A 14,150-nucleotide genomic window follows, 5' to 3' on the forward strand; every position below is an offset into this window, starting at 1 on the left:
TATACACTTACAACTTATATTTGTCAATGAATATTCTGCCTTTTCAACTTTATCTATTATAATTATTTATTATTTGCTAAATAACTACAATAAAAATTTTAATTATACAAAATTTATTTAATTTTTTATATAATAATATAGGGGGTGATTAATTGAAAAAACTAGTAAAAATATTAATAAACATTATTTGCATTATTACACTAATTTTCTCTAGCCTTTCGATTTACATAAAATTATCTGAATATAAAAAGGCTGATGAAGTATATACTGAACTCAGAGAAAACACTAGCAATAATAATAGTAAACATCAAGAACTTTATGATAAAAATAGTGATTATAGATTCTGGCTTAAAATAAACAATACAAATATAGACTATCCTGTAGTACAAGGATATAATAATGATTTCTACCTAACTCATGATTTTTATAAAAATTCTCTTCCTTCAGGTAGTATTTTCATGGATTATAGAAATAATTTTGAAAATGATAAGAGTTTAATAGTCTATGGTCATTATATGAAAAATAAAACTATGTTTGGTCAGCTAGAAAACTATACTGATGAAGCATTTTTCAAAGAAAATAACTTAGTAGAAATAGAATATAAAGGACAAACTTATACTTATGAAATTTTTTCAGTATATACTGCTGACTTAATTAACAGAGATTATTTAAATATACATTTTAATAGTAATGATGAGTTTAAAGATTATTTGAATTATATAACCGAAAGATCAGTACACAAATCTGATATAAAGGTAGATATTTCAGATAAAATTATAACTTTATATACTTGTAACTATGAATTTAAAGATGCTCGTACTATAGTTCATGCTAAATTAATTTCAAAAAAAAGACTGTGAATAGGTTTGTGTAAATAAAAACTTACCTACAGTTTTTTTGAATATAAAATTGGTAAGTTTGGAATAATATCCATATTAAACTTTCGGAAGTAAAAAAATGAAAGTTCAAAGAGAAATAATTATTCTAGATTTAGATTACCAAGCTGAAGTAAGAAAGTGTAAAACTATGGAGGATGTAGTTGGTAAATATGAATTAATGCAAAAGTTATTCAAAAATGTTATACAACAATTACTAGAAGCAGAAGTGCAAGAATATCTAGAAAGAGAAAGGCATGAAAGAAGTAACGAAACTAATCTAAACTATAAGAATGGATATAGTTCTAAGACTATTGAAAGTAGTTTTGGCGAAGTTGGTATAGATATACCAAGAGATAGAAAATCACAATTTAAACTGAAGGTTGTTAAAAGGTATGAAACTGTATATAATGAATTAGATAAAAAAATAATAGGTCTTTATGCATGTGGTATGAGTGTAAGAGATATTAAATCTGAAATGAAAGAATTATATGGTATTGACGTATCTCCTGCAATGACATCTAAGATAACAGATAAGGTTGTAGAGGCTGCCGCCGAATGGTAAAGCAGAGAACTTGATAAAATATATCCAATTGTATATATGGATGCTATGCATTTCAAAGTGAGAGACGATAATAAAATAGTTTCAAAGGAAGCATATATATGTATGGCTTTAGATATGAAAAGAAAAAAAGATATATTAGGTATTTGGATTAGTGAATCAGAAAGTGCAAAATTTTGGCTATCAGTCTGTAATGATTTGAAAAATAGAGGTATAAAGATATTTTAATTGTATGTATGGATGCTCTAAAGTGCTTGCTTGAAGCAATTAAAACTGTATATCCAAATGTAAATATTAAACTTGTATAGTTTCATCAAATTAGAAATCCTCTTAAGTGTATAATAACTGGAGTAATCTAAATACGTATTTTGAGTATTCACATGAAATTAGAAAAATTATTTATACTACAAATGCTCTTGAAGGATTTAATAGACAGTTAAGAACATATACTAAGGTAAGAACTGTATTTTCAACAGATGAATCACTAAGAAAGTCACTGTATGTATCTACAATGAAAATTATGGAGAAATGAACTTCTCCAAACCAAAATGGGGAGTGTACTTTAAGACAGCTAACAATTATATATAGTCCTTATTTCTTTAGGAAAACTGAAGAATGGTGCTATAGCATCACAGTTATTTCTCCAAATTTTAATTGCCGAAGGATACTGTTTACCCCATTTTTCATCTATTTTATCTAAAGCCGATGAGGCTTCTTTTTCTAGCATCTCTTGTAATATATCTTTGAATATATCTCTTAGATAGCTACTTATATCTCCAGATTTTGCAAATTCTCCGTCTGATATAATTTCTTTGACTAATTGTTTTCTTAAAGTATTTATAAAAAATCTCCTTTATGACATTTGATTATATTTAAATCATTGCCATAAAGAAGATTTTTATTAACCTTGAAGCACAAATTATTTTACATTACCGTTTATCTTGGATAGCCTTTATGATACATTAATCCATTTTCTAGCATTAACTCTTGAGCTAAGTATATATGACCCTTACAATGCATATCTGATATGCCCTCACTTATAAGTTTATATGTTTCAGAAGTATATAAATAATCCATACTTTCTTCCAAGCTTTTTCCTGTCTGTTTAGAAAATTCTAATATTATTTTTTAAGTATTTGTAATAATGTTTTATTTGCTTCCATAAGCACTATACCTCCTCTTCACATCTAAACTTTAAATATTTATCTATTACATTTTGATTGGTCATACATATTTGTTCATTTGGTTTATAGTATTTTAATCTTTTTAAAGCTTCATCTTTTTCAATAAGATTGTCTTGATACAGTTCTATTGTATTCTGAAACTCCCACGCCTAAAGGCATGGGGTTCTTAGGTACTACATGAATTTCTATAATACTCTCAGTTACAATAAATCATAACCTACAACATATTATCACTAATCATATTCCCTAAGACTTTTATTAACAAAGTATCTGTTGACACCATTAACATTAATATTAGGCTCGTTTCTCAACCTATATAGTTTTTATATCCCCATACTAGATATTAATTTATAACCATTTAATTTTAATTTCTTTAACCTATTTATTTCTTTGTCATGTAATATTTTAAAGTTATCATATGTCTCAATACACAATTCTCTGTTGATTGATTTTAAATCTTCATTAACATTCATTATTAAAAATGCAGAATAGCAATCTCTTTGAATATCCACACCCTTATTCCATCTCTCTTTTAATTCCTTCTTATTGTACTCATCTGAAAAGTGATTATATTGACTAGCTCTACATTTAGCAGTATTTATCTTATATAATTTTTCACCATTATATTTTAACTTATTGTCTAACATAGTCAAAAACATTGATGGTGCTTTATTTGCTAATGATTTTCCAAAACGTTTCTTCTTATTGATTCTACCAGTCTTTTCATTAATAGTAGTATTCTTTACTCTAGCTTGAAGTCTTTTATAACTCATCGTTTCAACATAAAACTTATTACCTAAATTTAATAATTTGTTAATTAACACATAATGGTCTTGCTTATTTCAGTTTGCTTTCTATATAGCTCTTTTCTTAGTGTTTTTAATTTAATATAGTGATTACTAAATATCCACTTATCTCTATTTCCTTGTTTTATAGTATCATTATCATTGAATTTATTAGGATTAGTTGCACGTTTACTTCTATCCATTCTACGTTGAATTAATTTTAATTGCCTATCTATATTATTAACATTAGGGGCTAACTCCAATGGCTTAACATCATATTTACTAGATATGGCTATAGTTTGAGTTCCAATATCTATACCTACATTACCCAAACCAATTTGCCCTTTTATTTTTCCTTGAGTGGTTGTTTTTTTAGGTGGAACTCCTTCTAAGACTAATTGTACATACCATTTAATTTTACCCTTAATTTCTTTTTTAAGTATTCTACAATATTTTATTTTATCTTGGATTGCTCTTTGAGCATAGTTGTCGTTATTCTTTATTATTACTGGAATAGCCATCTTATTAAATTTAATAGCACCATCTTTATAACTAATTCCAGTTGAATTTTGTTTTCCTTCTATTGATGTTAATTCATTATATCTAATATAATTAACCTGTTTAGCTTGATGATATATATACTTACTAAAAGCATTAAAACATCTTGTGGCTATTTTCTGAGATATAGCAGAATGTAATTTATAATATTTACAAATAGGTTTAACAAAATTATGAAGTGAATACTCTGTCAAATTATATTTCTTAGTAATATCATTAAATATTTTATTTCTATCTTTACCCTTATATTTACAATTTGCTTGATACTCCTTAGATTCTATCATGTGGTTATATCTTTTAAATAGTTCTGATAAACATGAATTATATACTTTTCTATACTTATCAAAAGTATTACATATAATATCTTCTTGAAACTTTTCTGTCTTTAATTGTAATGTTAATATATAATTTGACATAATATTCACCTCACTTTCTAATATCTTGTTTTCTGATTTTCTACATATTTTTTAATAGTTTCACTGCATACATTTTCTGCTGTAGATACAAAATAACTTCTAGTCTATAAACTAGGCATTCTTGATAATTCAATAAATTCTTCTCTTAATATTTTACTTGTATAACCTTTTATATTTTGCATTATATCAGAAGGACTTAAAGTTGGAAGACTATTTAAAAACATATGTGTATGGTCTTTATCACATTCTATTGCAATAATTTCAATATCCATCTCCTTACACTTATTTTTAACCAATGTTTTAAATCTATCTTCTAAACCTTCTATATTAAATACTTTTCTTCTATATCTAGGACAGAATACAAAATGATAATTAATTAGACTAACAGTTGTTTGAGTTCTTCTATATTTATTTTCCATATATTTATATTAACATTATATGTGTATGTGTCAATACCTTTTATACACTATTTGTGCTATCCATCCCACACCTAAATGAGTGGGCTTTCCGCACTATGTTGTAAATTTTATCATCAGCAATGCCACCTATTATAACATCATATTTCATATATACATCACTCATATTTCTACATTCTAATATAAAGTCAAGCCATTCTAAATTATAACTATCGAATATTTTTACATTACAGCTTTTTTTAATTCATCAATATCTAAAGAATAGCTATTTAAATATGCTTTTTTCCCCCCTTTTCTTAAAACGTTCTGTCTAGTTAATTGCCTGTGTTTTTATACTAGTTAAATAGAATCCTTTTCCAAAATCTAAAGAATCTCTTGAGAAGATAATATTAGGCGTTTTCACCACACAGTATGAACCATGATATACAATCATTACATCACTCCCTTTTCTTTAAGCACTTGTATTAAATCTTCCACTATATAACTTTTACTTTGAGAATGTAGTGCTTCATAGCAAGGTATTATATAGTTATCTAAAATATCAGTATCATGTTTAAGAAGTTTATAAACTTCTTCTGAATCTATATTCAATTTTTCTGCTAAAGCTTCAATGCAAAAAATAGAAAATTCTAATTTTCTTTCATCCATTACAAACCTCAACTCCTATCAAACTTATTAATATATATTTTTATTAATTAACAACTTAAACTGTTTTACATTTATAAAAATATTATATCATAAAGTAGATATTAAAATTCTATGTTACCTAATATCATAATAAATAAAGGCTTTTTATACACCTTAAATGCACCTCAATATCCCCCCAAAAAACCTCTTTTTCTGTGGTTGAGGTACGGTTGGTGGATTTCAGCACTAAAATAAAAAATACTAGTCAATAAAGACTAGTATTCCCAAGTATTTCATCATTCTTTTTTCAAAATTAGTGGAGAAGATTCGTAGAAATCATACCCACTATTTTTAATAGTATCTCTTAAATTATAATTATACTATTATATAGCTTGAGTTCTTTATTTCATTAAATAAAGATAATCTATTCTTTGTTTCATGACTAAGTATGTCTTTTTTTATACCTTCAAATATATTCCCTTTAAACATCAAGTATTTATTATAATCCTTTATTAAAAGGCTACTTGCATATCTTGAAAATCCTGCGTTCTGTAATATTATATTCTTAGGATCCCTTGTTCCAAATTCTAAGTATAAAGACCAGTTACTTCCACATAAATCTATCCCATATTTATCGATTAGTATACTATAATAATGATTAAAGTACTTTTCTAAATCATATCTCAGTATATCTTCTAAATCAGTTATAATACTATTTATTAAAATATTTATATGCTTTATATCATCTTTATTGAATCTCTTATAATGATTATGATCAATTTCTATATTAGAATTATTTTTACTTTTGTGTTCTATACTAGAATTAATTATTATATTTAATGGCATACCATTCATCCATAAATTCATAAGTGTAGCTATATATGCTAATGTTTTTTTATTTTTAAGACGTTTCTCTTTAATATCCCATCTATACTTATCATGCATTAACATTAGAGTCTCATAACAGTTTTTATAATTTATATTACTAGAAAGTGGTTTTAAGTTATCTTCTTTATACAAACTCATCTGTATTTTATAGTCTATACTTTTTGCTGAGTTAACTATATCATAATTTATATCTTTATCAATATCCTCATGTTTAAGCTCTAAATTATTTAACTTAGCCTTTTCTAAAATAGCACTTCCTTTATCTACCATATTATCAATCTTAATTATATTAGATAAATAGTTATTATAGTTATCATCCTTAGAGAAATCTAAACTCAACTCATTACTTTGAATATTTTTTTCTATTTTTTCTTTATTTTTCTTTAAAACATTATCTAGATTATCATTTATTTCTATTTTTTCTTTATTATAAAGTATACCTTTATCCCTCCAAGCATGTTGCCTATTATAATCATTTATACAAAATACATTTCCATAATATTCATACCCTAATCTACCTGCCCGTCCTGCAAGATTCCAAAAATCTAATCCTTTCATCTTAGAATTACCTATATAATTTGCCATAATAAATATATTTTTAGCTGGTAAATTAACTCCTTCAAGTAAAGTATTAGTACAGAATAAGTACTTTATAGTACCTCTCTTAAATAAATCTTCTATACTTTCTCTAACTATGCTCGGTAGTTTTCCAAAGTGATAAGCTATACCCCTTCTTAGAAATTTTATTAAGTCATAGTCTTTATGTATATTTTCTTTTATCATCTCACATGCATTTTCTATTTCTTTACTTTCTTCATGTGATAGAGTATCTATATTATTCAAACATACATATCTATAAAAATCCATAGCATATTCTATTGATTTAGCTTTACTACTTAAATAAATTATATTATTATAACCTCTACCTATATGATGATATAAGCAATTTATATTCCCAGTATCAATTACTGTACTTATATCAATATCTTTATATAAGTTATCTATCACATCTACTTTTTTTTCATTCATATCTACATAGAATAAGTTCTGTGTCACAGGTGATTCATCCGTTCTATAATTCTTAAAGTTAATTTTTTTATATGAATACTTAAATATCTCTGGATTTTTTATTAATGGTGATGAAAAGAATACACTTATATTTTTATTTATAGACATACATGTATCTATGCTACTATAATAGGTCAATGCTCTAGTATCATTATCAAATACTTTATGAGCTTCATCTACAATTAAATAATCTATATTAACTTTATTGCGATTAAATAGTAATATATTTAATCGCTCTGGTGTTAATACAAATATATATTTATCCTCACTTGGTGTTAGATATTCTAATATGTTAGAATTAGTAACTACCTTATATTTATTACCATTTATTTTTTTTAAATCTTTGTTTAAATCTATTACATATTGTTTTATTAATGCTCTAGTTGGAACTATTATACAGAAGTTCTTTAATGTTCCTTTTAAAATTTCACCTAGTATGAATTGCTTTATTACAAATGATTTTCCCATAGATGTCGGACCTGAGAAACTTAATGATTGTTTATTTACCATATTTTTATAAATATTATATTGTATCGGTAGAAAATATTCGTTTTCTATTGGAGATTTAAGTCTTTCTTTATTTATAAAAAATTCTAATTCTCTTTCAATTGGTAGTTCTCTATCTGGCGTATTTTTTAACGCTGGAAAGTTATTTAGCTTTTTCAATATTGCATTAGAATAAGTTATATATATGTCATTATTTTTATATCTATCATATAATAGACTAACTATTCTATACGATAGGTTTCTCATATTTTCTTCATGTGAGTTTGAAAATATATCAGAAAATCTAAGCGAATCTACAAGCTCTTTTTGTGTAACTTCATATTCTTCTCCACTAAAAATACTTTTTAAGAATAAATTAGTTAACTTTTTATATAACTCCCAAAGGTATTCACTATTGTATGCATCTTTAGCTAATCGTTCTAACATTTGTCCCCCTATTCTAAAATTGAGTCTAAAATCTCTACTTTTACTTTATTTAAATCTATAAAAGGTACAAAATATATATAAAAATTGTGCTCATCTAGATTCAATTCATCTATTTTTGCTCTAATACTAGTGACTTTTTTTATTATTTTATCTTTTATATGTTCTTTAAATTGATCTCTAAATTCTCTTTGCCTTTTCTCTTGAAGAGAATCAGGTATTTTAATATCAAATCCTACAAAAATTCCAAAAGATACATCATGTTCTATATTATCCTTACTAGGTATTAATATATTTTTTACATATTCATATTCATCATTTAATAATTCTGATTCAATATTATTAACTAAAAATAAAAACTCATCATCTATATTGTTGTCTTCTCTATTTTTAAATTCATGTATAGATTTAAACGCTTCTTGTATTCCTGTATTTAGGCTTTCATTTAATTTTGACTCTCCATATATCAATTCAAAGTATCCATCATCTACTTTTAATAAGTGTATCCCATCAGATCTCTTCACTGCATCATTTGTAGATGTTTTCAGTCTCATTTTAGTTAATATCTTAGGTGCATTTAAATGTGATTCTAAAAATGCATATAGTATTAATTCTCCTATCTCTCCATCTTTTGTTCTAGTATTTATATAATCACCTTGAGGCCTTTTAACCTTTACATACTCTCGAAATGATTTTCTCGATAGTTTACTTAATGCTCCTATCTTATTTTGTTCTTTCATTTCATTATATGATTTAGAACTTGTACAGAATGTTATTAGTCTATTAGTCAAGTCTTCACTTAGTAAATTATAATCAAAATCTTTATTTTTAATCTTTATAGAAAATAAATTTATATTACAAAAACTAGGATCATTTAAGCTTAATAACTTATCAAAAATGTGCAAAAAGCTATCATCTACATATAGTTTTGGTTCCCCCATTCAATCATCCTCTCTTTTTACGTAGTTATATTTTATCATCATCTTGCTGATTTTCCAATATGATACATTTTATTAACCCTAATAATCCAAATATACTTTTTAATACTTTATTTTTCTCTTTCTATCGTAATATGTAAGTCATGATTAATTTCATTGTTAACAAAAGAAAAAACCATATTGAATGCAACTTCAACGTGGTCTTTATATACGATTACTTCCTTTTCCATCTACACCTTTTCGCTGTGTCTTATTAAATACATATACCCCTGTATACTTCTCATTATTTAATATTCCATGCAAGCTATTCTTCCCAAACTTGTTGCCTATTTTAGTCTTATACCCTAAATAATTTAGTTCATCAATTATCTTACTATATGAATATCCATTTATATATCTATCAAATATAAGTTTTACTGCTTGAACTTCTTCTTCATTTATAATATACATTTTATCAGTTGAAATTTTATATCCTAAAGGTGGCGTACCTTCCAAATGTATCTGGTTCTTAATTGCTGATTCTTTTAAACCCTTCATTATCTTACGAGCTAAATTTTTAGAGTAATATTCTGCCATACCTTTAATTACATATTCTAATATAATTGATTCTGGAAATCCATATAGCTTTTCTAATACACTAATTACCCTTATCCCTTTACTTTTTAACTTATGCTTATACTTTGCTGAGTCATACTTATCTCTAGAAAATCTATCTAGCTTATGTACTATTACCATTGATATATCTGTTGTATCTGCTTCGCAGAATTTAATCATATTTTGAAATTCTGGTCTCTTATCTGATGTTGCTGATTTTGCTCTATCTATAAATTGATTAACTATCTTTATATCGTTCTTATCTGCATATTCATTAATTGCTCTGAATAGGCATCTATCGATCCATCTTTTTGATTATCCGAATTAAAGCGTGCCTATATTACTGCTTTTTTTGTTGTAATATTATCTCCTCCAAAGTTTAGACATCCTGATTTTATCCTATATTAAAGTGGCTGTCGCATGAGCAAATTAAATTTGTTCTGTGAGAGCTCTTTTTACTTATCTTAATAGGTGTATTTTTAATTATTTTATATAAAGTTTATGTTCTAAGTAAAATTATACATGGCAAATAAAGGTATAAAAATACCATTTTTTCAGATAATATTTGATTATAAATAATAAATTTAGAATACTTTTTTTAAATGATGAAGATATACTCTACGTTTATTTTTTACTATTTTATTATGTAGTCTAGAAATATTATGAGCTATCGCTACAATAATACATTCTGATAAAACATTTTCTTTACCTTTGCTTAAAAATCTTCTAAATTTCATATTTTGTTTTACTTTGAATCTACATCAAATTGTATATTATATGCTGGTTTCAATTGTCCATTCTTCATATGTTCTTCTTTCATTCTCATAAAAGTCGCGTCATTATCTGTTTTAGAATAACTATTTCGTTCACCTATTATATGAAGGTCTTTAGTATATTTTTTCAATCTATCAATATAATTATTTAATTGCTCTATAGATTTTTGAATCATAGTTTTTTTCTTTCCTTTTCTATGAACAAATGTTATATTTGATTCTTTTGATATTTTTTTTAGTTTCTTTAAAAGTTTTTTCAAACGATAAATTTTGATTTCATCTTTATAAATTATCTTAATACCAAAATCAATCTCACATTTTAACATGAAGTCAGATATATTACTCATCATTTTAGCCATATTTTTATTTATAGCTTTTTTCCAAACAAAAGTATATCTATTGGCAGAAGACTCTATTTTTGTGACATCAATAAATAGAGTATCTTTTGGAATCATTCAATCAATATTTAGTGGTAATTTAAATTGATAATTATCACCATAAGTAGTATAATCAATTTGTATAGTATTTTGTTTTTGCATGCAATTATTATACAAGAATCCTAGGCTATTTTGAACTTAGGATTTATTTTTTTGCACAAAAAATGGTGTAGCACTATTTTATAGTGCTACATCCCCATTTAATTAAGTATTCAGTTTCTTTATTTTTAGATATTACAGTAATACTATAGTCACTAAATAGTAAGTATAATGTTGAACTGTATGTATTGATTTCATATTCATATACTTCATCACAAAACTCTTCTACTAACCCCTTTAATATATTTGATTTGAAATATTCTACTTATTCAATATCCCCAATTACATATACATATCCACCATCACCTGTTAATTTTCTTTTATATCCATAGTTTTCAACAAGAATATTTATAACATTATTCACATTTTCAACTACTTCTTTTGGATATTTTGATAATAAGTTTAAATCTTCTTTTTTCCATAAGTTAATCATCTTAACTTCCTCCTTATAATTTTTTGCATTAGAAAAGAGATGTTAGTACTTATACCAACATCTCAATGTATTAGTTTTTATATTTCTATCTAGTAGGATATACATTTAATATAGATCAAGAATATAATATATATTTATAATATGATTTAATACACCTTACCTATTTGCTTCTGCATATATTTTTTCAGCTAAATAATGAATCATATAATTTTGAAGATTGTCATTGGTTAATATCTCCTTAACCAATCTATCATTCATATTCTTAGCCTTAACTATACCTCTCTTAAAATAACTCTTTCCAAAAGTGTTAACCAAATCTTCATAACTATTTGCCTTAGCTATATCCATAATACTCTTATCATTCTTAGACATCTCTTCATACTGATCTATTATAATCATTTCTTCCTCTGTAAATACTACTCAAAAAACATCATTTATTGTAATATGTATGCAATCTGCTGACTCTTATGCAAATATTAAAATTCTGACTTTTTCTATGTCTTTCATATGAAATATCCCATTAATTTTTTAATTTATTACTCAATCCAAAATTATATTATCTGTAGAAGTTTCTAGTTTTTATATCTCTTACTTTCAAACTATAAAAACTCATATCCAAATGAATATGAGTTTTTATAGATTTCAATAATATTTCTTATAAAATAATATAACTATAATCACAAAGTCTATGGTATTAGCTTAATTCAAATTAGTAAAACTTTATACATAGCCTTAGACAGAATATCTTTAATTATTAGACATTACTTCAATTAAATTTATAGTTCTTCTTTTCTCCATCTATTAATTACATCTTCGAAATTTACATTGCTCCATTCTTTACTCCACTCCTTATGGAATGCGATACTTTCTGACTCTGGCTCTGGGTTAGGTTTTTCTAATTTTACTATAGATGGCAATGGTATAGAATCTCCAACTATCAAACATTCTCCACATGACAATGTAGGTAAAACATCGGCTATAGAACTTGTATTATTAGGAAGTATATGCTTTACATAGCTTTGATCATTTACATTTGTTAATCTTAATGCAACAAAATTATTACATTGAGAGAATATTGTATCTGATACTTCTGATGGTCTTTGGCTCACAACCATTAAACTTAATCCATACTTTCGTCCCTCTTTTGCGATACGCTCAATAGACTTTTTAGCAGCTTTATATTCACTTCCACCTTGCTTTGGTATATAATTATGAGCCTCTTCATATACAATCATAAATGGTATATCATTTTTAGATTCCATTGAATGTTTTATTTTAGAATAATGAAATGCAAAATCAAATACTAATCTTGAAATCAAACTGATTGTTATACTTAATACCTCAAAAGGTATGCCACTCAAATCAATAATAGTAATATTTGATGAATTTAGATAACCTAAAAACTGCTTTAAAATTTCCTTAAAATCATTTGATTTATACATTTCTCCATTAGAACTATCTTTATAAGGTTTAAGTAAAAAATCTAATCTCTTATCACTTAATTTAGTTTCTAATCTTGAAATAAATCTTTCAAATTCTCCATTAAAAGGTCCATTTGATGCTTTAGTCGCTGCTGCTGTACTAGATTGTATAAAACTTTTTTTACTATCAAAATACTCAATTCTATCTGAAATTAAAGTCCCACATTGCAATTGAGGTAGATGTTCTTCATTAGCCTTTTTATTTATAACTTCATTATTCATATTATATATATAGTTATACACTTCATTTATATCAAAATATATAGGAGTATCATAAGTTATTCTAGATTGATCTAAACTTGGATTATGCTTTATTTTATTTTTTATAACAGCGTTTTTAAACTGAGATATTTGATTATGTGAATTCTTTTCCCCACTTTCTATAAACAAAGCTTCTAATTCTTCTGAATTCATTAGCCAATAAGGTAATTTTAATGTATCTACATTAAGCACATTAAGATTAAACGCTTGATCTTTTGAAAGTGTAAATGCTTTTTTATACTCATCATGTATATCAAATATTATTATATGCGAGTTTTTTTGTTCTGTTTTATACATATTACAATTATTATTAATTCCTACAACATCTTGCAATATCTTTGCGACTGTACATGACTTTCCTGAACCAGTAGATCCTACAATACCAATATGCTTACCAAAAAATTTATTTCCATCTATGTACATATTTATACCTTTATTTTGGCTTAATACTCCAAACTTGAAAGAGAATTGTTCATTCTTACTAAATATATTTTGTAATTCTTCATCTTTCATTAGGTAGGCCTCTTCTGTGGGTGATGGAAGTCTAAGCCCTCCTTGAGAAAATTCACCTTCATCATTCAATGCTCCTATAGGTTGGATTTGCACTATATATTTACTACTTTTATCATTTCCTTCTGTTAGTTTTATATTTTGAATTGTCCCTATTAAAAAATTACTATTTCCTTCCCTTATCTTTATATATTTACCTATTTGCAATACATCTTTATTATCTTCAAGTATATTATCTTCATCTATTATTACACTTATTAAATTAGGTGTACTTTCAATTACTTTTCCGATCTTATCACATGATTCCATAAATGC

Annotated in this window: 10 protein-coding genes and 7 pseudogenes; 2 read left to right on the plus strand and 15 right to left on the minus strand. The window is 25.4% G+C overall.

Annotated elements, in window-relative coordinates; all coding sequences use genetic code 11:
• Positions 1 to 152: 152 nt before the first annotated feature.
• Together srtB and JJC02_15310 are read left to right on the plus strand one after the other, a co-directional pair.
• On the plus strand, positions 153 to 860 hold the full coding sequence (srtB, locus tag JJC02_15305) for a class B sortase (protein ID UDN54239.1): 708 nt from the start codon (positions 153 to 155) through the stop codon (positions 858 to 860).
• Between the two features lie 166 nt (positions 861 to 1,026).
• Positions 1,027 to 1,969: pseudogene (locus tag JJC02_15310) on the plus strand (IS256 family transposase).
• A gap of 39 nt (positions 1,970 to 2,008) precedes the next feature.
• Here JJC02_15310 and JJC02_15315 read toward each other — a convergent pair.
• The 15 genes and pseudogenes from JJC02_15315 to JJC02_15385 form a co-directional block, all read right to left on the minus strand.
• The gene (locus JJC02_15315) at positions 2,009 to 2,278 is read right to left on the minus strand and encodes a transposase (GenBank protein UDN56438.1); all 270 of its coding nucleotides are present in this window, start codon (positions 2,276 to 2,278) and stop codon (positions 2,009 to 2,011) included.
• Between the two features lie 95 nt (positions 2,279 to 2,373).
• A pseudogene (locus JJC02_15320) lies at positions 2,374 to 2,600 on the minus strand (hypothetical protein).
• A 344-nt stretch (positions 2,601 to 2,944) separates the two neighbouring features.
• A pseudogene (locus tag JJC02_15325) lies at positions 2,945 to 4,380 on the minus strand (transposase).
• A 17-nt stretch (positions 4,381 to 4,397) separates the two neighbouring features.
• Positions 4,398 to 4,799: pseudogene (gene tnpA / locus JJC02_15330) on the minus strand (IS200/IS605 family transposase).
• A 40-nt stretch (positions 4,800 to 4,839) separates the two neighbouring features.
• Complete coding sequence (locus JJC02_15335; protein UDN56439.1) at positions 4,840 to 5,040, minus strand: DUF3990 domain-containing protein; 201 nt, start codon at positions 5,038 to 5,040, stop codon at positions 4,840 to 4,842.
• A 66-nt stretch (positions 5,041 to 5,106) separates the two neighbouring features.
• Complete coding sequence (locus tag JJC02_15340) at positions 5,107 to 5,229, minus strand: DUF3990 domain-containing protein (protein ID UDN54240.1); 123 nt, start codon at positions 5,227 to 5,229, stop codon at positions 5,107 to 5,109.
• The gene (locus JJC02_15345; protein UDN54241.1) at positions 5,229 to 5,444 is read right to left on the minus strand and encodes a DUF3791 domain-containing protein; all 216 of its coding nucleotides are present in this window, start codon (positions 5,442 to 5,444) and stop codon (positions 5,229 to 5,231) included. The genes JJC02_15340 and JJC02_15345 overlap by 1 nt, the downstream gene beginning before the upstream one ends.
• A gap of 354 nt (positions 5,445 to 5,798) precedes the next feature.
• Positions 5,799 to 8,312 (minus strand): DEAD/DEAH box helicase, encoded by a 2,514-nt coding sequence (locus tag JJC02_15350; protein ID UDN54242.1) that lies wholly within the window; start codon positions 8,310 to 8,312, stop codon positions 5,799 to 5,801.
• Positions 8,313 to 8,320: 8 nt separating this feature from the next.
• Positions 8,321 to 9,250 (minus strand): DUF1837 domain-containing protein, encoded by a 930-nt coding sequence (locus JJC02_15355; protein UDN54243.1) that lies wholly within the window; start codon positions 9,248 to 9,250, stop codon positions 8,321 to 8,323.
• Between the two features lie 201 nt (positions 9,251 to 9,451).
• Positions 9,452 to 10,203 (minus strand): annotated as a pseudogene (locus JJC02_15360) (recombinase family protein).
• 222 nt (positions 10,204 to 10,425) lie between these two features.
• Entirely contained in the window at positions 10,426 to 10,578 is a 153-nt protein-coding gene (locus JJC02_15365; GenBank protein ID UDN54244.1) for a hypothetical protein, read from the minus strand.
• An 8-nt stretch (positions 10,579 to 10,586) separates the two neighbouring features.
• Positions 10,587 to 11,069: a hypothetical protein gene (locus JJC02_15370; GenBank protein ID UDN54245.1), complete on the minus strand. Its 483-nt coding sequence runs from the start codon at positions 11,067 to 11,069 to the stop codon at positions 10,587 to 10,589.
• 157 nt (positions 11,070 to 11,226) lie between these two features.
• Positions 11,227 to 11,583, minus strand: a pseudogene (locus tag JJC02_15375) (hypothetical protein).
• Between the two features lie 156 nt (positions 11,584 to 11,739).
• Positions 11,740 to 12,021 (minus strand): annotated as a pseudogene (locus JJC02_15380) (hypothetical protein).
• Between the two features lie 338 nt (positions 12,022 to 12,359).
• Complete coding sequence (locus JJC02_15385; protein UDN54246.1) at positions 12,360 to 14,144, minus strand: ATP-binding protein; 1,785 nt, start codon at positions 14,142 to 14,144, stop codon at positions 12,360 to 12,362.
• Positions 14,145 to 14,150 lie beyond the last annotated feature (6 nt).

Origin of the sequence: Clostridioides sp. ES-S-0054-01, from assembly GCA_021561035.1 — a bacterium.
Taxonomy (GTDB): Bacteria; Bacillota; Clostridia; order Peptostreptococcales; family Peptostreptococcaceae; genus Clostridioides.